The following is a 24,699-nucleotide window of genomic DNA, read 5'->3' on the forward strand; positions in this document are numbered from 1 at the left end:
GCCGGAACTTAGCGCAACCCGTCAAGACCGGTCTCATTCTATGAGGAAATTCTGGATCACCCTCAGCGTTATTGCTGTTGCTGCCGCCGGCATTTGGCAGTTCGGAAACAGGATTCCGTTCGTCGCCGAGCTTCCCTATGTCTCGCAATTCATCAAGGCGCCCGCACGACAAGGTGGCGAGACGCGCCAGGCCGCGGTCGGCCAGACGCCAACGGATCAGCAAGGCGGACAGCGGAACCGGCGGAGCAGCGGCGGACCTACTTTGGTGAAGACGGTGGCCGCCATGAAGACCGTGCTGCCCCGGGACGTTACGGCGTCTGGCTGGGCGGATGCCAACAACACCACGACGATCGCCGCGCAGGAACAGGGCCTCGTTACGTCGATCGCTGCGGCTGATGGCGCAACGATCAAGCGGGGTGACCTGATCGTCAAGCTCGATGACCGGACCGCACAGGCGGCAGTCGACAAGGACAACGCGACGATCATCCGCGATACCGCAACGCTTTCGGAAGCGGAGACCGCGCTGAAACGCGCCGGCGATCTGCTGGCGCAGAGGGTCGGCACCCAAGAGGCCTACGACCAGGCGAAAGCCGCCCGCGACACGGCCGCAGCCACCGTCGAGGCTGACAAGGCCACGCTCGCCGCCGATCAGGTCCTGCTCGAGCACACCGAAATCCGTGCACCGTTCGATGGCCGGCTTGGCGATATCACCGTTAGCCCTGGAGCTTTCGTCGATGCCGGATCGGCGATCGTGACGATTGCCGAGTACGATCCGATCTACGTGAAATTCCATCTGCAGGAGCGCGACCTACACCAATTGAAGCAGTCGCTCGCCACAGGCCCCGTCGATGTCACGACTGCGCCGGATTCGGCAAACGGCAGCGTGCGCCACGGCGCGATCAGCTTCTACGACAATGCGGTCGATGTTGCCTCGGGCACGATTCTCGCAAAAGCGCGCTTCGAAAACGCGTCCGGCGCACTCTGGCCCGGCCAATCGGTCAATCTCGCGGTTCACTTCAACAATAAGGAGGAGCAGATCGTCGTCCCGACCGTCGCGGTCAGCCCCGGCGCGGATGGCTTCTTTTCCTATGTCGTGAAAGACGGCAAGGTGAAGATGACGCCCGTCACCGTCGCCCGCGAGAACGGCGGTTTCACCGCTGTTTCCGCCGGGCTCTCGGAAGGCGATCATGTCGTCATCGAGGGACAGGCCCAGCTTGCCGACCAGCAGCCGGTCGAAGAACAGTTCGACGATAAGGCGCTGAAAGTCGCTTCCGCCAGCCAGCCGGCCCATCAAACCGAAACCCTGGCGGGGGCGGAACAATGATCCCGAACTTCTGCATCCGGCGGCCAGTGGCAACGACGCTTCTCGCAATCGGCGTGATCCTTGCAGGCCTCGCCGGTTACCGGCTCCTGCCCGTCGCGGCATTGCCGCAGGTCGATTTCCCGACGATCAACGTCTCGGCCGCGCTCACCGGCGCCTCGCCGCAAACCATGGCGAACTCGGTCGCCACCCCACTGATAAAGCAGTTCGAGACCATCCCCGGCATCAGCGAAATCAGCGCAACCAACTCGCTCGGCAATACCAGCATCGTCCTGCAGTTCGACCTCAACCGCAACATCGACGCGGCTGCGGCCGACGTTCAGGCGGCGATCTCGAATGCGACACGGCAATTGCCGGACAACATGACAACGCCGCCGAGCTATCGCAAGACGAACCCGGCCGACGCGCCGGTTATGCTGCTTTCGGTGCAGAGCGATACGATGCCCCGCGCTAAACTGGACGCGATTGCCGAAAACATCATATCACCGTCGCTCTCCACCCTGCCCGGCGTGGCCGAAGTGTCCGTGTTCGGCGCGCAGACTTATGCGGTCCGCGTCGAGGTCGATCCGAACAAGCTGCTTGCCCGCAACATCGGCATCGATACGGTCAACCAGGCGATCAGCGCCGCAAACAGCCAGGTGCCGGTCGGCACGCTGCAGAACAGCTCGCAGAGCATGACGATCAATGCCGACACGCAGCGCACCAACGCGAGCGAATTCCGCTCCCTTGTTATCGCAAATCCGAACGGCGCGCCGATCCATCTCGGCGACATCGCCGAAGTGAAAGACAGCGTCCAGAACCAGTACACCGGCGGCTGGTACGACGGAAACCGCGGCATCGTCCTTGCGATCCAGCGCCAGCCAGATGCGAACACAGTCGAGGTCGTGGATGCGATCAACGCCAAGCTGCCGACGCTTCATGCCGAGATCCCGGCATCGGTCACGATCAAGGTCATGAACGATTCCGCGACGCCGATCCGCGAGGCGATTTCCGACGTGAAGTTCACCCTGCTGCTGACGATCGGCCTCGTCGTGCTCGTCATCTATCTGTTCACCGGCCACCTGACAGCAACGATCATTCCTGGCCTTGCCGTTCCGCTGTCGTTGATCTCTACCTTCGGTATGATGTACGTGCTCGGCTACAGTGTCGACAATATCTCACTGCTCGGATTGACGCTCGCGGTTGGCCTGGTGGTGGACGACGCGATCGTGATGCTGGAAAACATTCTTAGGCATATCGAAGAGGGAATGCCGGTCCTCGATGCAGCTATCAAAGGCGCGGGCGAGGTTAGCTACACGATCATTTCTATGTCGGTGTCGCTGATTGCGGTCTTCATCCCGATCCTACTGATGGGCGGAGTCGTCGGCCGCATCTTCAATGAGTTCGGCATGGTCGTTGCGATCGCCATCGCCGCTTCCGCTATTGTCTCATTGACAGTGACGCCGATGCTCAGCTCACGGCTTTCCAGCGGTCACGGCGAGCCGCCCTTCTTCATCCGCTGGTTCGACCTAGGTTTTGAACGCACGCTCAGAGGCTACGACCGGGCGGTTGGCTGGTGCCTCAGCCACCGGCCTACGATCCTCGGCCTGTTCCTCGCCTCGGTCGGGTTGACGGCCTATCTGTTCGTGGCGCTGCCCACGAGCTTCTTTCCGTCTGAAGACATCGGTCGCCTGAACATCTCGACGCGCGCCCGCCAGGATATCTCCTATCCGGCGATGGAAGCCTTGCAGAACCAGGCGGCGGCGATCGTGAAACAGAATCCCGCCGTCAGCCACGTCATGTCGATCGTCGGTGGCAATGCCCGCAGCCCGCTCAACAACGGCACGATGTTTGTCGAGTTGAAAGACAAGGAGCAGCGTCCGCCGCTCGACCAGACCTTGCGCGAACTCAGGGCAAGCATCGCCAAAGTACCAGGCCTGCAGGCCTTTATTACGCCGCAGCAGAGCCTGCGTTTCGGTGGCCGCCAGACCGCGAGCCAGTATCAGCTGGTCGTTCAGGCGCTCGGCGCCGACCAGACCAATCTCTGGGCCAACAACATCCAGCAGGCAATGCGCAGCGATCCGCGTTTCACCGACGTGACGACCGATGCGCAGAACAACGCGCTGCAGGCCAATGTCGTCGTGGATTTCGAAAAGGCAGCCGCCTTCGGTATCGACAACAACCAGTTGCGCACCACTCTGCAGGAATCGTTCAGCGGCTATACGGCAGCGCAAATCCAATCCACCGGCGACAGCTACGACGTCATCGTCGAATACGATACCGACAGGCCCTGGGATGACCAGAAGCTCCAGGACATCCGCGTCGCCTCCACCAACGGCACGCTCGTTCCGCTGTCGAATTTCGCAAGGGTCGAGCGCAACACCGGTCCGGTGACGATCAATCAGACGGGGCAGCTTGTCTCGACGACCGTCTCCTTCAACCTGCCCGCCGGCGAGGCGCTCGGCGATGCGACAGCCGCGGTCGACCAGATCAAGAAGGACATCAACATGCCGTCGGACGTCTTCACGTCCTATGGCGGTACGGCACAGATCTTCGAGCAGTCGCAGGGCAATACGCCGCTTCTGATCCTCGCTGCGGTCCTGACGATCTATGTCGTGCTTGGCGTCCTCTACGAGAGCTTCATCCACCCGCTCACCATTCTGTCCGGGCTACCGGCCGCCGCTCTCGGGGCGCTGCTGGCTTTGAAGGTGATGGGCTTCGACCTCTCGATCATCGCGCTCATCGGCCTCTTGATGCTGATCGGAATTGTGAAGAAGAATGCGATCATGATGATCGACGTGGCGCTGGAGAACCTGCGCTCCACGTCGATGTCGCCCATGGAGGCCATTCACGAGGCCTGCGTACGGCGCTTCCGGCCGATCATGATGACGACGTTCTGCGCGCTGCTCGGGGCCCTTCCGATCGCGCTCGGCACCGGCGCCAGCTCGGAACTGCGCCAGCCCCTGGGCATCGCCGTCGTCGGGGGCCTCATTGTTTCCCAGGCTCTGACGCTCTTCATCACCCCCGTCATCTTCATCGAGATGGACCGGCTGAGCAGTTGGCTCCAGACCCTTGGACGGCAAAGGAAGCCGGTCCAGGAGGAAGAGAAACCGACGGCGATCGCGGCGGAGTAAGGACGAAGCAGCGGTCGGTGGTGCGTGGCTGGCCGGAAGATCCGCTACGCGCGCCGGCACACGCGCAATTGCTGTCGTGCGTTGGCTTATCTCCTTCCCTCATAGAGTCAGTTGATGGGGAACATTCCGAGCGCTTCGATTCCAGGTAACGCTACGGCAGACATGAGGTTGCCGTCTGGCGCCGCCATATATCCTTTCCTCATTTCTGTGCTCGTCACAGGATCCCAGCAGCAGCGCCAAAATCCTTGGGCGCAGGAGACGCATTCAAGGCAAATGACTTATTCACGACGCGGACGCGCCGTGGCTGGATCTCTGTGACGAGCACAGAAATGAGGAAAAGAAACAAACCGCCGCGTCACCCGCCGTCCTCGTTCAGAACACAAAAACCTCTCACTTTCCGCCTGCACTCAATCCTGCGCCCCCTTGAATGTGTGGTCCCTCTGTGGCATCACGCGCCCTCCTAATTCTGGGCGCGCGGGCGCCCTTCATGCGGAGTATCGCTCCGGTCTCAATCACAATCGGCATGAAGAGGTGCGGGCATGGCTCAGGCGCTGGGTTTCGACTTCGGCACGACGAACACGGTTCTCGCCACGGCAAATGGCGGGACAACGCATTCGATGGCGTTCACAAACGCGGAAGGCACGGCCGACAGCATGCGCACGGCGCTGTCCTTCATGAAGGATCCGCGGCTCGGCGCGTCGACCCCGAAAGTCGAGGCCGGACATGCGGCGATCCGTCAGTTCATCGACAATCCCGGCGATTGCCGCTTCCTGCAGTCGATCAAGACATTTGCGGCAAGCACCCTCTTCCAAGGAACCTTGATCTTCGCCAAGCGCCACAGCTTCGAAGACCTGATGGAAATCTTCATCCGGCGGCTGCGCGCCTATGCGGGCGAAAACTGGTCGAGCGATGTCACACGCATCGTCACTGGGCGGCCGGTGCACTTTGCCGGCGCCAATCCCGACCCGGCTCTCGCCACCGAACGCTACAACAAAGCGCTCTTGCGCTTCGGCTTTCCGGAAATCCACTATGTCTACGAGCCGGTTGCCGCCGCCTTCTACTTCGCGCAGAACTTGAAGTCAGACGCCACGGTGCTTGTTGCCGATTTCGGCGGTGGCACGACGGACTATTCGCTGATCCGCTTCGAAACCGTTGCCGGCAAGCTCACGGCAACGCCGATCGGACACTCGGGCGTCGGTGTCGCGGGCGATCATTTCGACTACCGGATGATCGACAACATCGTCGCGCCGCAGATCGGCAAGGGGAGTTATTTCAGGAGCTTCGACAAGATCCTTGAGGTGCCGTCGAACTATTATTCGAGCTTCGGTCGCTGGAACCAGCTTTCGATCTTCAAGACCTCGCGCGAATTCGAGGATCTGAAGAAACTGGTCCGCACGGCGCTCGAGCCGGAGAAGCTCGAAATCTTCATCGATCTCGTCGATCATGACGAGGGCTATCCGCTCTATCAGGCGATCTCGGCCGCCAAGATGGCGCTGTCGTCAGCAGACGAAGCGCCCTTCGATTTCGGCCCGCTCGGCCGGGGCGGCCATCACATCATTCGCCGGAAGGATTTTGAAAGCTGGATCGCGGAGGACCTGGCTCGTATCGAAGGCGCGCTCGACAACGTTTTGGAAAGGACGGAGACCCAACCCGGCGAGATCGACAAGGTCTTCCTGACCGGCGGCACGTCCTTCGTGCCCGCCGTCCGCCGCATCTTCAACGAACGCTTCGACAGCAGCAAGATCGAGACCGGCGGCGAGCTTCTCTCGATCGCCCACGGTCTTGCCCTGATCGGCGAGCGCGACGACATCGCGCAATGGACTGTGCAATAGCCACAGGGCACGCCGCCCACCCTTTCATTGCCGCCGCCACTTCGCTAAGGTCGCCGCATGGTCTCCGTCAACGAACTTTCCCCGGCCGAGCTTGCCGCACTTCTGCATTTCCATGCGGAAGCCGGCGTCGAATGGCTGCTGGAGGATGAGGCCGTCGACCGCTTCGCCGAGTTCGAGGCGATGAAGCAGGCCCGGCGCAACGCCGCCGCTGCTCCGCAAAGCCCAGCCCAGCCGGCAGCGCAACGTCAGGCGGCAGCGCCGGCTGAGCGCGCAGCCCCTCGTCCGCAACCTGCCATTCCGGATGGCGAAGCTGTGCAGCAGGCACGCTTTGCGGCCGAGAGTGCCCGTTCGCTTGCCGAGCTCAAGACCTCGATCGAAGCCTTCAACGGCTGCAACCTCAAGCACAGCGCACGTTCGACGATCTTTGCGACGGGCAACGCAGCAAGCGGCATCATGGTGATCGGCTCGGCGCCGGGCGCCGACGACGACCGCGAGGGCATGCCCTTTGCCGGGCGGGCGGGACAACTGCTCGACAAGATGCTGATGGCGATCGGCCTCGACCGCGAGGGCATTCTCCTGACGCAGGTCATCCCCTGGCGCCCGCCGGGCAACCGGGTCGCCTCGCCTGCCGAAATGGATATCTGCCGTCCCTTCATCGAACGCCAGATCGCGCTTGCCGAACCGAAAGCCATCCTGCTGTTCGGTAATTTCGCCGCTCGCTTCTTCTTCGGCGAGAACGACACCATTCACGGCCTGCGTGGCCAATGGAAGGAAATCGGCGCCGGGGCGCTGACGATACCGGCGATCGCGACGCTCCACCCGCAGGATCTTCTAACCGCGCCGATCAACAAGCGGCTGGCCTGGAGTGACCTGCTGGCATTTCAGGCACGGCTCAAGTCGCTCGGCCTGATTAGAAAATAGACAAATGTTAAGTTCTTATGAAACAACCCATGCGCTCATCGCATGGCTGTATCCTATTTTGGTGCATTGCAGAATCGATGCTGCACTGCAATATATAGTCTTGTCTTGGGAGGAATCTGACAGGAACCAAGGCAATGAACGCACGTTTTCGTCCTATCCACTGCGGGTTTGAAACCCTCCGCCTAGCAGGCGATCCGGCTCGTACTACGCAAGGCTACAGCCGTCTGGGCTTTGCAACCAACGAGCAGATGATCGCGCGTGGGACCGGCATCAGCGGCCGTACGACGCGGCCCTCGGCAATCTTCGTCGATTTCCAGGAATACTGAGATGAGCGCGCAGCCCGGCTTCGGGCGCGCGACCGGAGTTTTGTGATGTCTGCAGTTCTCATTTCGCTTCTGCGCAACATTGATACCATCGAGCATATCCGCGCTGCCGTCTGCGCCGCAAAGGTATCAGCGCGAGCTTTCCGCCGCCAAGCCGATTTCGCTGCTCAAGGACATCGCGGCGATCGCGCTTTAGAGACTAAGCTTCCGCGGGCACTTTGGCCGGCACACCCTTGAGCGTTGCCCTGGCCAAATGGAAGGCCTGCTCGACATAGGCGAACTTGACCGCCTGCCATCCGCAATATTCCCTCACGAAATCGCGCGATATCCATAACTGCGTCTTCTTGGGCTCATCATGCCAGCCGAGGCAGCCTTGCTGCGCCGCCTTTGCAAAGAGGCGCTGCAGGTGCGTTCGCGACATCATGAAATCGCCGGCGAGATTGCGCGTTTCGACGCGGCCGACGTCGAACCTCTCCGTGTCGGCACCGCTGAGGTCAATTCGGGCCATCAGATGGTCCACCACCAGACCGCCCGCCTCCGTCCATAGGAAGAGCGCAATCGGCGCTGGCGGCTCCCGCCAGGCCACATCTTCGAGGCAACTGCGGGCAACCAGCGGCTGGGCGATCCGAAGGAGCTCCGGATGGGCCTGCAGGCAGCCGGCGCGGTCGCCGCCGTCCAGCATGTCGAGGGCGGCGAGATTGGCGAGAAGCCAGCCGTACATAGCCTGATTGCTGACTTCGGTCGGTTCGAAATGGCGCGGGCGGCGGCGCTCCTCACCCGGCGCGTGGGCGATGAAGCGATAGGTGAAGAGTTCTTCGATGAAGTTCAAAACCGTGTTGCGGCTCGCGACCTTGTGCTGCGTTATCAGCGTCGTCAGCGAAACCGCGGAAAAACCCGAAGAAGGATCGCCGGGATCGTACTGCATGGCGAGCGCATAGGCCGTCTGGGTAAGCAGCCAGCGCTGGTGCGAGGTGAGCAGACGGGCAAGGCGCGGACCGGCTTGGAACATGCCGCGCAAAGTCCCGGCCAGATGACGGATGCTGAGCAGAAAATCAGGGTGCCGCGCCAGTTCTTCTGCCGTAAATTCCATAGGCGTCCCGCTCGCAAGCCAGCGTTCGGAGCAGCTAAGCACGGGGACCAAAGTCTGGCATTAGCGGCCAATCAGACATGCAAGGCTTTGAATAAATGAAGTTTCGTCATATTTAGAAACCACATTTGGGGGCCGATTGGTATCCTTAAATTTCGCCAGTGCATTCGCCATCGGGCGTCACAATCAGCAGGCAGATTTCCGCCTTGATCCGATCAGGGCTGCGGCGTGCCGGCTTTCCGGGCTTTGCGGCGCTCCAATCCGAGTTGATGCTCGCGGTAGATGATGAATATGCCGGCTGCGACGACGATCGCCGTTCCTGCCATCATATGGACGCCCGGGACATCACCGAACACGAAATAGGCGATAACGCCGCCAAGCAGGATCGACGTATATTCGAACGGCGCCACCGTCGACACGTCGGCGTGACGGTAGCTCTCTGTCAGAAGGATTTGCCCGACGCCGCCGCAGAAGCCGGCACCGACCAGCAGAAGCACCGTGTTGAGATCGAGTGAGGCCCAGCCGAACGGCAGCGTCGCGAGCGAGAAAAGCGATGCAATCATCGAGAAATAGAGGACAATCGTCGCCGTCCTTTCCTCTTCGACAAGTTTGCGTACCTGGATCATCGCCATGCCGGCGAGCACGGCGGCCGTCAGGACGCACAACGCCCCCACCGCCTGCTCCGCTTCCATGCCGCCTTGTCTGAGAAGCGTCAGCTTGGGCCACGAGACGATGGCAACGCCGATGATACCAAAGAAAACCGCGCTCCAGCGATATGCTCTGACCGTCTCCCCAAGAAATACCGCCGCGAAAATGACCGCGACCAAAGGCGTCGCATAGCCGAGTGCAATCGCTTCCGGCAACGGCAGATGCAGCAGGCCGTAGAAGCCGAAGGCCATGGAAAGGATGCCGATCGTGCCCCGCTTCAGATGGCCGAGCGGGTTTGCCGTATAAAAGGCCGTCCGCAACTGTCCGCGATAGGCAAGATAGGCCATGATCGGGAAGAGCGCGAAGAAGGAGCGGTAGAAGGTCACCTGCCCCGGCGCGATGTCGGAACCGGCGAGCTTGATGAAGGTCTGCATGCCGAGGAAGACCACCACCGATGAGACCTTCATCAGGATTCCTCTCATCGGATTTTCGAAAGCCGACTGCATGTCAGAAACTCGTGCGTCAGTTGTTTGAAGCGGGGGAAATACGTCAGACTCGACGCAACATGACTGTGGCAGGCGTTGCGCTCGAAGAACAGGCCAAAAGTGAAAAAAGGCGCCAGCCGATTCAGTTCCCACGCTTTTCGGTTCAACGTTGCACAAAAAAACATCACATGAGGGATATGCCCAAAAATGTTCGCCTGAATATTTCAACTCTTAATCTTTTGAAAACCATAAGCTCGCATTGATTTTCAGAGCATCGCTGCCGTCATTCTCACACTGCCAGGATCATTTGCATGTTGCCGCTTAAATCAAGTGATAGCGATCGGACGCAGCAGAGCACAACGCCACGCTCCATGCGGGTTGTGACGGAGGGGATCGGAACCGATCTTGAGCATTTCAGCGCGGCCAACACGCATGTGGTGAAGCAGATCAAGCTGCTGGCGATCAACGCGCTGATCGAGGCTGCCCGCGCGGGCGAAGCCGGCAAAGGTTTTGCGGTCGTCGCCAACGAAGTGCAGCGGCTGGCGCAGGTTGCCAGCGATATTGCTGGAAAATTCGAGAGCAACGTTCTTGGCCGCATCGGGCTTTCGCGGACGATGGCGGAATCGCTGGTGAACGAGATGGAGGGGGTGAGGCTGACGGACCTTGCGCAAACCCTCGTCCAGCTCATCGTGCGCAACCTCTTCGAACGGACGGCTGACGTGAGGTGGTGGGCGACCGATACCGCGCTGTGGCAGGCGGTGCAGGGGCCGGGCAGCGGCACGGCGAGCTTTGCGGCCGAGCGGCTGGGCATGATAAACCGCTTCTACACGGTTTATCTCGACCTCGTGCTGACCGATCTTTCCGGGCGTGTCGTCGCCTCGGCCAATCCCGAGTTCCAGCGCAAAATCACCAGCCGTTCGCTTGCCGGCGACGCCTGGTTCCAGGCGGCAGCCCATTGCAAGTCCGGCGACGATTACATCGTCGACGAGGTGCGGCCCAGCCCGCTGCACAACGGCAGGAACGCCCTAGTCTACGCCACAGGGGTTCGCGAAGGCGGCAAAGTCGACGGCAAACTCGTCGGGACGCTCGGCGTCTATTTCGACTGGCAGAACCAGGGACAGGCGGTCGTCGAGAAAGAGGCCAACCTGCCGGCGCAGGTCGCGGAAAAGACGACCGTGATGTTGCTCGATGGCGCAAACAGGATCATCGCGGCAAGCAATCCGGCGCTTCTCTTCACGCACTTCGCGCTGCAAAATCAGGCAGGCCAATCCCGCGGCAGCTACTACGACAATAACGGGTCGATCGTCGCCTATGCAAAGACTTTGGGATACGAGGATTACGACGGTCTCGGATGGCACGGCGTCGTCGTCCAGCGCACAGAAGACGATGCTGCCATTAGGGCCGCCCTCAATCTCAGATAGTGCACGCGCGTCCGCTCGTCAGCCAAGCATCTCCGCCAATTGCGCCATCAAAACTTGTGCTCCCTCCATTTCGCTTTAAGTTTAGTTCAGACTTTAATGTAATGATGCCGCAAAACTTACGGCAGAGCATTCGCGTCTGTCCCAGCCCATATCGATAAAGGTCTTCAGGGAACAATATGCGTACAGACACGGGCCAGGTCATCAATCTGGCAGACTACCGCCCCACCGACTTCGTTCTGGAACGTGTGGACCTGACCTTCGAGCTTGATCCCACGGAAACAAAAGTCGAAGCGCGCTTGATCTTTCATCGCCGCGAAGGTGCTAGTCTGAAGGCGCCGCTTGTTCTCGACGGCGACGACCTTTCGCTTGCCGGCCTGCTGTTCGATCAGGTGGATATGTCGGCGGAGCAATATACAGCAACGGCCGAGAGCCTGACCGTTTATGACCTCCCGGCAGCCGAGCCTTTCGAACTGACGATCACGACGATCATCAATCCGGAAGCAAATACGCAGTTGATGGGCCTCTACCGCACCGGCGGTATCTACTGCACCCAGTGCGAGGCCGAGGGTTTCCGCCGCATCACCTATTTCCCCGACCGCCCGGATGTTCTGGCTCCCCTACACCGTCAACATCATCGCCGACAAGGCCGCTAATCCGCTTCTACTTTCCAACGGCAACTTCCTCGGCGGCGCCGGCTATGGTGAGGGCAAACATTTCGCCGCCTGGTTCGACCCGCATCCGAAACCGAGCTATCTCTTCGCGCTCGTCGCCGGCGATCTCGGCGTCATCGAAGACACATTCACGACGATGTCTGGCCGGGACGTCGCGATGAAGATCTATGTCGAGCACGGCAAGGAGCCGCGCGCCGCCTATGCCATGGATGCGCTGAAGCGTTCCATGAAGTGGGACGAGGAGGTCTTCGGGCGCGAGTACGATCTCGACATCTTCATGATCGTCGCTGTTTCCGACTTCAACATGGGGGCGATGGAGAACAAGGGCCTCAACATCTTCAACGACAAGTACGTTCTTGCCGACCCGGAAACCGCGACGGACGCCGACTACGCCAATATCGAGGCGATCATCGCGCATGAATATTTCCACAATTGGACCGGCAACCGCATCACCTGCCGCGACTGGTTCCAGCTCTGCCTCAAGGAGGGCCTGACCGTCTATCGCGACCATGAATTCTCGTCCGACCAGCGCTCGCGCCCGGTCAAGCGCATTGCCGAGGTCCGGCACTTGAAGTCGGAGCAGTTTCCGGAGGATGGCGGTCCGCTCGCCCATCCGGTCCGACCGACGCAATACCGGGAAATCAACAATTTCTATACGACCACGGTCTACGAGAAGGGGAGCGAGGTGACGCGCATGATCGCCACCCTGCTCGGCAGGGAGACCTTCAAGAAGGGCATGGACATCTATTTCCATCGCCATGACGGCGAGGCCGTGACGATCGAGGATTTCGTCAAGTGCTTCGAGGATGCGAGCGGCCGCGATCTTGCGCAGTTCTCGCTCTGGTATCACCAGGCCGGCACGCCGCTTGTCACCGCCTCCGGCAGCTACGATGCGACCGCCAAGACCTTCAGCCTATCGCTGGAACAGATGGTTCCGGCAACACCGGGCCAGACCGACAAGAAGCCGATGCATGTCCCGCTCAGCCTCGCTCTCTTCGGCGAGAACGGCGGCAAGATCGAACCGGCCTCCGTCGAAGGCGCGGAATATGCAAGCGAAGTGCTGCATCTGACAGGCCGCACGCAGACCGCTGTTTTCCACGGCGTCGGCTCCCGGCCGGTCGTTTCGATCAACCGCAGCTTCTCGGCGCCGATCAACCTGCATTTCGACCAGAGCCCCGCCGACCTTGCGCTGCTCGCCCGTTACGAAACCGACCACTTCGCCCGCTGGCAGGCGCTGACCGATCTGGCATTGCCGAATCTGTTGAAAGCGGCGCGTGATGCACGCGACGGTAAAGCAATCGTCTGCGAACGGACCTTCATTGATGCACTGCTCGCTGCCGCTGCCGACGAAAGCCTTGAGCCTGCCTTCCGCGCTCAGGCGCTCGCACTGCCGAGCGAAGCCGATATTGCCCGCGAACTCGGCAGCAACAACGATCCCGATGCGATCCATGCCGGGCGTCAGGCCGTCATGAAGCAGATTGCCGATCAGGGCGCCGAGGTTTTCGTCAAACTCTTCGAGACGATGACCACGCCCGGCGATTTCAGCCCGGATGCGCGGAGCGCCGGCCGCCGCGCGCTGCGCAATGCCGCGCTGACTTACCTTTCCTACGCCCAGTGCAGCCCGGGACACGCCAAGGCCGCTTTCGACGCTGCCAACAACATGACCGAACTGCTGCACGCGCTGACGATCCTGGCGCATCGCTTTCCCGAAAGCCGCGAAGCGATTACCGCTCTTTCGGCGTTCCGGGACCGCTTTGCGCAGAACGCGCTCGTCATCGACAAGTGGTTCTCCGTACAGGCGACCATCCCGGGCGCGGCCACGCTCGACCGGGTGCGCAAGCTCATGGAAAGCCCGCTTTTCAAACACACCAACCCGAACCGCGTGCGCGCCCTTGTCGGCACCTTTGCCTTCACCAATCCCACCGGCTTCGGCCGGGCCGACGGCGAAGGCTACCGCTTTATGGCGCGCGAGATCCTCGATATCGACCAGCGCAACCCCCAGCTCGCCGCCCGAATCCTGACCTCCATGCGTTCTTGGCGCGCACTCGAACCGGTGCGCGCCGGTTTCGCCCGCGCGGCCCTGACGGAGATCGAACAGGCACCTGCCCTTTCGACCGACGTGCGCGACATTGTCGAGCGCACGCTGAAGGGGTGATTTGCCCGCCGGGAACGCCGCACGACCCTGCGGCGCTTCGAAATGACTCGGCAAAAAATCAGCACTTATAAATGGTTAATAGATTTTTACCTTTCCCTCTGGACACGACGAATCAGTAGTGATTCATTGAGTCAGGTTCGGGCGAGCGGCGTCGCGAATCACACGAGGGATCAAAGCTGGTGATGATGAACGTGCGGCGGGCAACTGCGGCCGAAGGGCGGCTGCGTGTCGATTTCGAGGGGCTTCGTGCCTGGCACGGCAATGCCTCCAAGCGCACCGCGGCGATCTCCAAGCCGATTGCTAACCGTCTTCCGCAAGCCGAGATTATCCTGAAACGGGCCATCCCGGCTCTGATCGTCGCCTTCCTGACCGTCGTCGCGGCCTCGCATTTTTTCGGGATGATGTCGGATTATGCTCGCATGGGCACAGCCGCCCGGCACGCGACCGCGCTTTCGGCCGCGACCGCAGCCGCCGTCTTCGCCGACTCGACCGACCTCTTCGAAAGCGGAAACGCCGAGCAGGCGCAGACGAAGCTGGCGAAATTCCTGCCGCAGGACCGCCTCGGCCGCGGCTCCTTTGTTCTCCTCGTCCAGACAAGCGGCAAGGTCTTCGCAGCATCGACCGCGGGTCTTGCCTATGTCGGATCGAATGCTGGCGATTTCTTTCCCGAGGTTTCCGCCATCCGCCGCTTCGGAGATCGCGCCGGCGTCATCGAAACGACGATCGGCGGCGATCCGCACTATGCCGAAATCACCCTGGTCGGCAGCACCGGCGGCTATATCATCGCCGCAACCTCGCTGGACGAGATCGGAAGGCTGTGGCGCGAAGAGCTGACCCTTAACGTCACGCTGTTTGCCGGCATTTCCTCGATCCTGCTGGTGATCCTTTACGCCTACTACATGCAGGTCAAGCGCGCCCGCGACGCCGACGAGATCTTCGTCGAATCGAACCAGCGCGTCGAGACGGCACTCTCGCGCGGCCGCTGCGGGCTTTGGGATTTCGATTTCGACAACCGCGAATTCTTCTGGTCGCGCTCAATGTACGACATGCTCGGCCTGCCGGCTTCCGACAAGACGATGTCCTTCGGCGATGCGGCCCGGCTCATGCATCCTGAGGACGGCGGGCTGCACGAGATCGCGCGCTCGATCGCCAAGGGCAGTTCCGGCCAGGTCGACCAGGTCTTCCGTATGCGCCATGCCGGGGGCCACTATGTGTGGATGCGCGCCCGCGCCCAGATGATCCGCAGCAATTCCGGCCGCGTGCACATGATCGGCATCGCGATGGACGTGACCGAGCAGCACCGTCTCGCGCAGCGCTACGCCGAGGCCGACCAGCGCCTTGCGGACGCCATCGAATGCACGTCGGAAGCCTTCGTTCTGTGGGACAAGAACGACCGCCTGGTGATGTGCAACGCCCACTTCCAGCAGGCCTACGGGCTTCCCGATAGCGTCCTCGTTCCAGGCACTGAGCGCAGCGTGGTCAACGCCGCCGCCGCCCGGCCAGTCATCGAGCGCCGAATGGCCGATGCCGATGGCGCCGGCCATTCTCGCACGACGGAAGTCCAACTTGCAGACGAGCGCTGGCTGCAAATCAACGAGCGCCGCACCCGCGACGGCGGCATGGTTTCCGTCGGCACCGACATCACGCTTCTGAAGCGCAACCAGGAGCGCCTGCGCGAATCCGAGCGGCGCCTCATCGCGACCATCGGCGACCTCAAGGCATCTCGTCAGACGCTCGAAAGCCAGAAGGCGGCTCTCTCGGTCGCGAACGCCAATTATCAGGCCGAAAAGGAGCGTGCAGAAGCGGCCAACAAGGCAAAGTCGGAATTCCTCGCCAACATGTCGCATGAGCTGCGCACGCCGCTCAACGCCATCCTCGGCTTCTCCGAAATCCTGCAGAACCAGATGTTCGGTCCGCTCGGCTCGTTGAAATACGACGAATATGCCCGGGACATCCATGACAGCGGCAAGCACCTGCTCAACGTCATCAACGATATACTCGATATGTCGAAGATCGAGGCCGGGCACATGAAACTGCACCGCGAGAAGATCGATCTTGCGCCGCTCATCGAGGAAAGCCTGCGCTTCACCGCCATTCCGGCGGCCAAGAAGAACATCATTATCGAACAGCGGGTTTGCGAAGGCATGACGCTGACGGCAGACCGCCGGGCCATGAAGCAGATCCTGCTCAACCTTCTCTCCAATGCGGTGAAGTTCACGAACGAGGGCGGCCGTATCGCGCTCCGCACCCGGCGCGATGCGGAAGGCGTCGTCGTCACGATCGCCGACACCGGCATCGGCATCCCCTACGAGGCGCTCACCAAGATCGGCCAGCCCTTCGAGCAGGTGCAGAACCAGTATGCCAAGAGCAAGGGCGGCTCCGGTCTCGGCCTCGCGATCTCCCGCTCGCTGACGGCGCTTCACGACGGCAAGATGCGCATCCGCTCGCGCGAGGCGATCGGCACTGTCGTCTCGTTCCGCATTCCGGACGGCGCGCGCTAAGAATTCACCGTCGCCTGGAATATCTTCCGGACAGCCTTGGAAAGCCGTTTGACCTCGCTTTCAAGCGTCTTAATGTCCGGGCAATCTCCGGCCCGGCACACCAGCTCGGTCAGGCCGGACGGCGCACCCTTCGGATCAAATGGCCCGTCGATGCAAAGCCGGATCAGCTGCGACAGTTCCGTGTAGAGCGTGAACGCCTCCAGGCAGAGATCGAGGTCGGCCGCCGGCATCAGCTTGCCGCCAAGCGTCTTCAGTGCATCGCCGGTATTGTTCATTCCGCCGATCTTCGCCGTCACGTCCCTGGCCGGAGCAATCAGCGCCAGATACTGCGCGATGAATTCAATATCGATCACGCCGCCGGAAATAAGTTTCAGATCCCAAAGGCCGTCCGGCGATTTCTCCTTGTCGATCAGTTCGCGCATCTCCGCGACGTCACGGCTTACCTTTGCGACGTCGCGTCTCTTTGAGAGCACATCGCCGATGATCCGCTCCGCCTCGCTCACCAGGCTCCGGTCGCCGCAGATCAGGCGGGCGCGGCTGAGCGCCATATGCTCCCACGTCCAGGCTTCGTCGCGCTGATATTTCTCGAAGGACCTGATGCGCGTGGCGACCGGGCCCTTGTTGCCCGAGGGGCGAAGCCGCATGTCGACTTCGTAGAGAACGCCCTCGGCGGTGGGCGCCGAGAACGCCGCGATCAACCGCTGCGTCAGGCGGGTGAAGTACCTTGTCGCGTCCAACGGCTTCGCGCCGTCGGACTCGGAAGCGGCGTCGTCATAGTCGTAGAGGAGGATGAGGTCGATGTCGGAGCCCGCCGTCAGCTCGAAGCTGCCGAGTTTGCCCATGCCGGCAATGGCGACCCTTCCGCCGGGAAAATCGCCGTGCGCCGCCCGCATTTCCTGCCTCACCGCTTCGAGGGCGGCTTCGATCGCAAGATCGGCCAGATGGGTGAAGGCGCGGGCCGCCATCAACCCGTTGATCGCGCCGGTCAGCAGCCGGATGCCGATCAGGAAGCGCTGTTCGGCGGCAAAGATGCGCAGCCGATCCAGCACCTCCTCGTAATGGCTCGCCTGCCCCAGCGATGCCTTCAGGCGTTCGCCGAGATAGTCGCGTGTCGGCAGCTCCGCCATCAGTCCCGGATCGAGCATGCCGTCGAAGACGTGCGGCTTGGCGGCGATCACCTCAGCAAGCTTCGGCGCCGAGGACATGATGTTGACGATCAGCGAAAGCAGCGCCGGATTGCTGCCGAGCAGTGAGAAAAGCTGGATGCCAGCAGGCAGGCCGGAAATGAAGCTGTCGAAGCGCAGCAGCGCCTCGTCGGCCCGCTTGCTTTCACCGAAGACGCGAAGCAGCTCCGGCGCGAGTTCCGTCAGCCGCTCCCGCGCTTCGACGGATTGCGTCGCGCGATAGCGGCCGTAATGCCAGGTGCGGATGATACGGGAAATGTCGGACGGACGCTTGAAGCCGAGCTTCTTCAGGGTCTCCAGCGTATCCGGATCGTCGGCCTGGCCGGTGAACACCAGATTTCCGGTCTCGGTCGACAGTCTGGTTTCCTGCTCGAAGAGCCGCGCATAACGCCGCTCGACGGTCCGCAGAACCTCCACCAGCCGCTCGGCGAAACTCGACGTATCGGTGAAGCCCATCATGAAGGCGATGCGCTTCAGGTCGGCCTCCGTTTCCGGCAGCAGATGCGTCTGCTCGTCGCGCACCATCTGGATGCGGTGTTCCACATCGCGGAGAAACCAGTAGGCCTCCGTCAGTTCGTCACGTGTTTCCGCATCGATCCATTTCGCCTTGGTGAGTTCGGCTAGGGTCTCCTCAGTACCGCGGCTGCGCAGCGCCGGCATGCGCCCGCCGGCGATCAGCTGCTGCGTCTGAACGAAGAATTCGATCTCGCGGATGCCGCCGCGGCCGAGTTTGACGTTGTGCCCCTTCACCGCAATGGCGCCGTGGCCCTTGTGAGCGTGGATCTGCCGCTTGATCGAATGGATGTCGGCGATCGCCGCATAGTCCAGATATTTGCGGAAGACGAAGGGGATGAGCCCGCGCACGAACGCCTCGCCCGCCTTCGTATCCCCGGCGACGGGCCGCGCCTTGATGAAGGCTGCCCTCTCCCAGTTCTGGCCGCGTCCTTCGTAATAGACCATCGCCGCATCAACCGGGATCGCAAGCGGCGTCGAACCTGGATCGGGGCGAAGGCGCAGATCGGCTCGGAAGACATATCCGTCGGCTGTCCGCTCCTGGAGGATCCGCACGAGCCGCCGCATCAGCCGCGGAAAGATGTCGATCGCATCCTCGGGATCTGGCACGACGCCGGCCTGCTCGTCGAAGAAAATCACAAGATCGATATCGGACGAATAATTCAGCTCCGATGCGCCGAGCTTTCCCATCCCGAGCACGACCAAGCCGGAGCCTTCGCTGGGATCCTCGATGTCCTTCACCTGCAGTTTACCGCTCTCATGGGAGGACAGCAGCAGATGGTCGATCGCCGCTTTGACCGAGGCCTCGGCCAGAGCGCTCAGCCAGGCCGTCGTCTGCCGCCCATCGAAGAGCCCGGCGAGATCGGCGAGCGCGATAAGGAAGGACACTTTCCGTTTGATGATCCGCAACCGGCTCATGACGGTAGACTCGGCAGGCGAAATCCCGGCCTCCGGTTTCCAGCAGCCGCGCGCTTCGGCGATCAGCACGTCGATCTGCGGCTCGAGCGGCGATGAAATCGCAGCAGCGAGAACCGCATTGTCAATATTCGCGACGTCGCGAAGATGGGGCGAAAGCGTCAGCCCCGCAGCAATGAAATCGCACATCGGGCCACCGGCCTGCAGCATCGCCGCGACCGCCGGTTCGTGTCTGCCGATATCCTGAAGGTGAGCGAGCGCCAGCTTGAGTTCGGATTGGTTCAATGGGCGCAGCAGGCCGCTGCGCACATCCTTCAGGCTATGTGTCGATTTCGTCAGCATTCCACCTCCCGGGACGGCAGCACCCCCTAACCTAGGGTCACAATCTGGAGCGGCCAACCCTAAGCAGGCTTGACGGGGAAAATCATGCTGACGGTGAGGCCACAGCCGTCTTCTTTTTTCGGATCGGCGTCTGAAAGCTCCAGCGTGCCGCCATGCAGCTCCATCACCGCCTCGACCAGCGAAAGGCCAAGCCCCGTGCCGGGCTTCGACCGGCTCTCGTCAAGCCGCACGAAGCGCTTGACGACGTCCGCGCGCTTGTCGGCGGGAATGCCCGGCCCGTGATCGGCGACCGAAAGGCAGATGCCGTCGGGCCGGCGCTGCAGCTTCAGACTGATTTCACCGCCCTTGGCATCGCCGGAATATTTGATCGCGTTGTCGATCAGATTGAAGATTGCCTGGCCGATCAGCTCGCGGTTACCTTGCACGGATATGTCGGGTTCGATGCTGGATGTCAGCGCCAGCCCGGCCTCTTCCGCGACGGGCTCGTAGAGCTCGGCGCTATCGGCAACGATCGCCGACAGTTCGATTGGCGACATCTCCGCTGCGACTGAGCCCGCTTCCACGCGCGAGATCATCAGAAGCGCATTGAAGGTTCGGATCAATTGATCGGATTCCGAGATGATCCCTTCGAGAGCCGCGCGGCGCTGGTCTTCATCGGCCGTGTCCATCGCATCCGTAGCCTTGTTGCGCAGGCGTGTCAGCGGCGTCTTGAGGTCGTGGGCAATGTTGTCGGAAACCTGCCGCAGCCCTTCGTTCAGCTTTTCGATGCGCTCCAACATCGTGTTCAGCGAAACCGACAGACGATCGAACTCGTCACCCGACACGCCGACCGGCAGGCGCTGCGAGAGATCGCCCGCCATGATCTTCTTGCTTGCGGCCGACATACGATCGATCCGCTTCAGCGCGTTGCGGCCGATACCGAACCAGATGATGATCGCGCCGAGGCCCATGATCGCCAGCGCGATCATCAGTGCCTGGCGCACCAACACGCGGAAGCGCTCCGGTTCGCCGAGATCGCGGCCGACGAGAATGCGCAGGCCGTTGTCGAGCACGAAGATATTGGCGATCGCCATATGGCGGCGTTCGCCGCCGCCGCTATCGGTGTAGCGCTGATAGGAAAACGGAATAGACGTCCAGCCGGTTTCCTCGAAGACGCCCGGCTGCACCGAGGCGACGTTGCCGGCAAGGATATCGCCCGACGGACCGGCAATGACGTAGAGATTGGCGCCCGGCTGGCGCGTGCGGCGCTCCATCGCGCGCAACAGCGCGTTCATGCCGCCCAGATCATAGGCGCGCCTGACCACGTCGACTTCTTGCTGGACGGCTTCGCGTATCTGCCCGCTGAGCAGCCGCTGCGACATCGCCGTCACATAGAAGACGAGCGTTGCGGCGCAGATTGCGAAAAGCAGGATGTATAGTGCCGAAAGGCGGACTGCGGTGGACTTGAAGAGAAACCAGAAGCGGTTCATCCCTCGTCCTTGATCATGTAACCCGCACCGCGGATCGTCTTCAGCAGCGGCTGGCTGAAGTCCTTTTCGATCTTCGAGCGCAGGCGCGAGACATGCACGTCGATGACATTCGTTTGCGGATCGAAATGGTAGTCCCAGACATTCTCGAGAAGCATGGTGCGCGTGACTACCTGCCCGGCATTCTTCATGAGATATTCGAGAAGCCGGAATTCCCGCGGCTGCAGCGGGATTTCCTTGCCACCGCGCCGGACTTCATGGGAAAGCCGGTCGAGTTCTAGGTCGCCGACCCGGTAGACCACATCCTGCTCCGGCTTGCCCTTGCGGCGTCCCAGCACTTCGACGCGTGCAAGAAGCTCGCTGAAGGCATAGGGCTTCGGCAGATAATCGTCGCCGCCGGCGCGAAGGCCGGTCACGCGGTCATCGACTTGCCCGAGGGCGGACAGGATGAGAACCGGCGTATGAACACCCTTACGCCGCAACTCGCTGATGACGGAAAGCCCGTCGCGGCGCGGCAGCATGCGGTCGATGACGATTACGTCGTAGCTGTTTTCGGACCCCATGAAGAGGCCGCTTTCGCCGTCGCTTGCATGATCGGCGACGATGCCCGCCTCGCGAAAGGCCTTCGTGAGGTAGGCCGCGGCTTCAAGATCGTCTTCGATGATGAGAATCTTCATGCGGCCGACATTACCTGCCGGTTGCGTTTGGGCAAGGCTCAAAGCGTCGTCCTGTTGCAGTGGGGTCATCGCAGTCGTCCTCGTAAAGGATGGAGAAAGGGAGCCGCGTAGAGGTCGGATCGCGGCTCCCCTTTTCAGACCAAGCTGGGAGGATCAGCCTTGGCCGTTGATCGGCAGCGCAACGAAGCGGCTGCCGTCCTGGGACTGGATCTGGAAGAGCGCCCGGGTGCGGCCATCCTTCTTCGCCTGGTTCAGAACCTTGACGATATCATCGGCGTTCGCGACCTGCTGGTTGTTCACCGAGGTGATCTTTTCGCCTTGCTTGATGCCCTTGTCGGCAGCATCCGAGTCCGGGTCGATACCGGTGATCGTCAGGCCTTTGCCATCTTCCGAAGGACCGACCGTCAGGCCTAGATCGGCAAGTGCCTTCTCGGATGCCGGTGCCTCCGGCTGCGCCGGACCGCCGTCGTCGCCGTTGGAAGCGTCCTTTTGGTCAACCGGCAAGGTGCCGAGTTCGACGGTGAGGGACTGCGCCTTGCCATCCCGCCAGACCGACACTTCGACCTTGCTGCCCGGCTGCATGGCGCCAATGCGGCGGCTGAGGTCGCGAGCATCCTTGACCGTTTCGCCGTTGACGGCGGTCACGACGTCGCCAGCCTTCATGCCGGCCTTCTGGCCCGGCGTGCCGTCCTGCGCGGAGACGACTAGCGCACCGTTGGCTTCCGACAGGCCAAGCGAATCGGCGATGTCCTTGGTGACCGGTTGGATCTGCACGCCGAGATAGCCGCGTGAAACAGCACCGTCCTTCATCAGGTCGGCAACGACGTCCCTGGCAGTCGAAGCCGGGATCGCGAAGGCGATGCCGACGCTACCGCCCGACGGCGAGAAGATCGCGGTGTTGATTCCGACGACCTGGCCGCTGAGGTTGAAGGTCGGACCACCAGAATTGCCGCGGTTCACGGCTGCGTCCACCTGCAGGTAGTCATCATAAGGACCGGAGCCGATATCGCGGCCGCGCGCCGAAATGATACCTGCCGTCACCGTCCCGCCAAGACCGAAGGGGTTCCCGACCGCCACAACCCAGTCGCCGACGCGGACATTGTTGTCGTCGGCCCAATTGACATAGGTGAACTTGCGGCCCTTGCCATCGACCTTGAGCACGGCAAGATCCGTGCGCGGATCCCGGCCGATCAACTTGGCGTCAAACTCGGTCCCGTCGGTCATGACAGCAACGAAAGCCGAGCCGTCGGAAACGACGTGGTTGTTGGTGACGACATAGCCGTCCTCGGAAATGAAGAAACCGGAGCCCTGTGCGACCGGGCGCAGACGGCCCTTGCCATCTGGCGGGCCAAACCTTCTGTTCGGACCGCCCTGCGGACCGTTCGGGCCCTGTTCGCCGAACTGCTTGAAGAAGCGCTTCAGCGGGTGGTCGTCCGGGAGATCGTCGAAACCGCGGCCGTTGAAATCGAAGGCAAAGCCATCGGTGCTGTCGGCAGCCGGATTGATGCGGGATTCTACGCGAACGGAGACGACGGCCGGGGAAACGGCGTCGACGACATTCGCAAAACTCGGGACCGACGGAGCTTGGACATTGACGGCTTCGGCGTAGGAACGCGTGATCTCCAGCGGCACGCCGGTTGCAAACACGGCGGCAGCGAGACCTGCGACAGTGGACGCCTTCAGCATCGTGTTGAGGGATGGAGTCTTGAACATTTTCGGCACCTTCTCTTCTACTTGTCTTCGTCCCGGCCATTGCCGGTTCGGTCGATGAATGAAGATATAGGATGCCGCACCTTACTGCGAACTGTCCGCACAATGAAAAATTCGTAATGTAGGAACGATCGCTCTATAAATTTCAGTGCAACCCTGAGCAGGTTGAACACCGTAATCCTTGCTCCCCTAGATATATTCATGATATCTTAAATATTCGTCCGCTCGTACGGGGACCGCATATGCGGCAAGGGCATGCGATGAGGGTCGTCGGCATATCTCTGCTGGGAATTTTGCTCGGGCTTTCGACAGCCTGGGCCGGTCCACTGCACGATGCGGCAGGGGACGGCAATCGCGAACGCGTCGGCCAGCTTATCGATCAGGGCGCGAACATCGCCGAGCCGGATGCGTCGGGAGAGCCGCCTCTGCTAATCGCGGCACTTGCCGGAAACACGGATACCGTCACGCTTCTGCTCGAAAAAGGCGCCGATATCGAGATTAGAAACAAGGGCGGGCTGACGGCATTGCATGCAGCCGCCTATGGCGGACATCTCGATGTCGTCGAACTGCTCGTATCGAAGGGTGCGCTGATCAATGATGAAAAGAACTTCTACCAAATGTCGCCGCTTCATGCTGCAGCCGAAGAAGGTCACGCCGATGTCGTCGCCTTTCTCGTCACACACAAGGCGAACATAGAGGCAAAGGAACGCAACGGCTACACGCCGTTGACGCAGGCCGGATGGCGATCCCACTGGGATGCCGCCGACCTGCTGTTGAAAGCGGGCGCTGTTTGCCAGCAAGCCGATCTGGTCGGCGACTGGCTGTATGGCGAGTGCACGAAGCGGAAATAGCGCTGGCTGCATCTCATCGCCCGAACTGGGAGAATGGATACATGTCATATCACAAGCAGACAGGCGGCACTGCCGCCGCCATTATCGCTGGTGCCGCGATCCTCTTCGCGTTCGCGCAGCCGGCATCGGCGGAAGAACCGGTGAATACCGGCTATTTCGGGGACGTGGCGATCAAGGGCTACGATCCGGTGGCCTATTTCACCGAAAACAAGGCCGTGGAAGGATCTCCGGTCTATTCGCATCGGTGGCTGGGTGCCGAATGGCATTTCACCAGTTCCGAAAACCGCGACCGATTCATTGCCGACCCCGGCAAATATGCGCCTCAATACGGCGGCTATTGCGCCGACGGCGTGTCCTTCGGGACGGTCACGACCAATATCGACCCGAAGGCATGGCGGATCATCGATGGCAAGCTCTATTTGAGTTACGATCCCGGTGCCGCGGAAGGCTTCGAAAAGAAACCGACCAAGGTCGTCGATTCCCAAAAGCACTGGTCGGAGGTGCAGAGCACCCTGATTTCCGACAAGTTGCACAAGGACTGGCAGCATATCGCGGCCGAATGA

At 61.4% G+C, this 24,699-nt stretch carries 15 protein-coding genes and 1 pseudogene; 10 read left to right on the forward strand and 6 right to left on the reverse strand.

Annotated elements, in window-relative coordinates:
* The first annotated feature begins 40 nt into the window (after positions 1–40).
* The 5 genes from ACZ9BX_RS09635 to ACZ9BX_RS09655 all read left to right on the forward strand — a co-directional run bounded on the left by ACZ9BX_RS09635 (position 41) and on the right by ACZ9BX_RS09655 (position 7,513).
* Entirely contained in the window at positions 41–1,324 is a 1,284-nt protein-coding gene (locus ACZ9BX_RS09635; RefSeq protein WP_476217438.1) for an efflux RND transporter periplasmic adaptor subunit, read from the forward strand.
* Complete coding sequence (locus tag ACZ9BX_RS09640; protein WP_476217440.1) at positions 1,321–4,434, forward strand: efflux RND transporter permease subunit; 3,114 nt, start codon at positions 1,321–1,323, stop codon at positions 4,432–4,434. Before ACZ9BX_RS09635 ends, ACZ9BX_RS09640 begins: the two co-directional genes overlap by 4 nt.
* A 539-nt stretch (positions 4,435–4,973) precedes the next feature.
* Entirely contained in the window at positions 4,974–6,266 is a 1,293-nt protein-coding gene (locus tag ACZ9BX_RS09645) for an Hsp70 family protein (RefSeq protein ID WP_476217442.1), read from the forward strand.
* 57 nt (positions 6,267–6,323) lie between these two features.
* A complete protein-coding gene (locus ACZ9BX_RS09650; RefSeq protein ID WP_476217444.1) occupies positions 6,324–7,187 on the forward strand; it encodes a uracil-DNA glycosylase in 864 nt (287 codons plus the stop codon).
* A 134-nt stretch (positions 7,188–7,321) separates the two neighbouring features.
* Complete coding sequence (locus tag ACZ9BX_RS09655) at positions 7,322–7,513, forward strand: hypothetical protein (protein WP_027507487.1); 192 nt, start codon at positions 7,322–7,324, stop codon at positions 7,511–7,513.
* Between the two features lie 196 nt (positions 7,514–7,709).
* Here the strand turns inward: ACZ9BX_RS09655 and ACZ9BX_RS09660 are convergent, their stop codons facing one another.
* Together ACZ9BX_RS09660 and ACZ9BX_RS09665 are read right to left on the reverse strand one after the other, a co-directional pair.
* The gene (locus ACZ9BX_RS09660; RefSeq protein ID WP_476217446.1) at positions 7,710–8,600 is read right to left on the reverse strand and encodes a hypothetical protein; all 891 of its coding nucleotides are present in this window, start codon (positions 8,598–8,600) and stop codon (positions 7,710–7,712) included.
* A gap of 212 nt (positions 8,601–8,812) precedes the next feature.
* Positions 8,813–9,751 carry a DMT family transporter gene (locus ACZ9BX_RS09665; RefSeq protein ID WP_027507489.1) on the reverse strand — a complete coding sequence of 313 codons (939 nt, stop codon included), beginning with the start codon at positions 9,749–9,751 and terminating at the stop codon, positions 8,813–8,815.
* 290 nt (positions 9,752–10,041) lie between these two features.
* On the opposite strand from ACZ9BX_RS09665, the gene ACZ9BX_RS09670 reads away from it, so the two are divergent.
* The 3 genes and pseudogenes from ACZ9BX_RS09670 to ACZ9BX_RS09680 all read left to right on the forward strand — a co-directional run bounded on the left by ACZ9BX_RS09670 (position 10,042) and on the right by ACZ9BX_RS09680 (position 16,478).
* Entirely contained in the window at positions 10,042–11,151 is a 1,110-nt protein-coding gene (locus ACZ9BX_RS09670; protein ID WP_476217449.1) for a methyl-accepting chemotaxis protein, read from the forward strand.
* 176 nt (positions 11,152–11,327) lie between these two features.
* Positions 11,328–13,977, forward strand: a pseudogene (pepN, locus tag ACZ9BX_RS09675) (aminopeptidase N).
* Positions 13,978–14,159: 182 nt separating this feature from the next.
* The gene (locus ACZ9BX_RS09680) at positions 14,160–16,478 is read left to right on the forward strand and encodes a PAS domain-containing sensor histidine kinase (protein ID WP_476219949.1); all 2,319 of its coding nucleotides are present in this window, start codon (positions 14,160–14,162) and stop codon (positions 16,476–16,478) included.
* Here the strand turns inward: ACZ9BX_RS09680 and ACZ9BX_RS09685 are convergent.
* From ACZ9BX_RS09685 to ACZ9BX_RS09700, 4 genes are all read right to left on the reverse strand, one after another.
* Positions 16,475–19,432: a bifunctional [glutamine synthetase] adenylyltransferase/[glutamine synthetase]-adenylyl-L-tyrosine phosphorylase gene (locus tag ACZ9BX_RS09685; RefSeq protein WP_476217451.1), complete on the reverse strand. Its 2,958-nt coding sequence runs from the start codon at positions 19,430–19,432 to the stop codon at positions 16,475–16,477. The genes ACZ9BX_RS09680 and ACZ9BX_RS09685 overlap by 4 nt on opposite strands.
* A 59-nt stretch (positions 19,433–19,491) precedes the next feature.
* Positions 19,492–20,901 carry a sensor histidine kinase gene (locus ACZ9BX_RS09690; RefSeq protein ID WP_476217453.1) on the reverse strand — a complete coding sequence of 470 codons (1,410 nt, stop codon included), beginning with the start codon at positions 20,899–20,901 and terminating at the stop codon, positions 19,492–19,494.
* Entirely contained in the window at positions 20,898–21,575 is a 678-nt protein-coding gene (locus ACZ9BX_RS09695) for a response regulator transcription factor (protein WP_476219951.1), read from the reverse strand. Before ACZ9BX_RS09695 ends, ACZ9BX_RS09690 begins: the two co-directional genes overlap by 4 nt.
* Positions 21,576–21,728: 153 nt before the next feature.
* On the reverse strand, positions 21,729–23,288 hold the full coding sequence (locus tag ACZ9BX_RS09700) for a Do family serine endopeptidase (RefSeq protein WP_027507496.1): 1,560 nt from the start codon (positions 23,286–23,288) through the stop codon (positions 21,729–21,731).
* A 257-nt stretch (positions 23,289–23,545) separates the two neighbouring features.
* On the opposite strand from ACZ9BX_RS09700, the gene ACZ9BX_RS09705 reads away from it, so the two are divergent.
* Both ACZ9BX_RS09705 and ACZ9BX_RS09710 read left to right on the forward strand, forming a co-directional pair.
* Positions 23,546–24,136 (forward strand): ankyrin repeat domain-containing protein, encoded by a 591-nt coding sequence (locus ACZ9BX_RS09705; protein ID WP_476219954.1) that lies wholly within the window; start codon positions 23,546–23,548, stop codon positions 24,134–24,136.
* 41 nt (positions 24,137–24,177) lie between these two features.
* A complete protein-coding gene (locus ACZ9BX_RS09710; protein ID WP_476217456.1) occupies positions 24,178–24,699 on the forward strand; it encodes a YHS domain-containing (seleno)protein in 522 nt (173 codons plus the stop codon).

The sequence above is a fragment of the Rhizobium sp. USDA 3886 genome, from assembly GCF_056279785.1.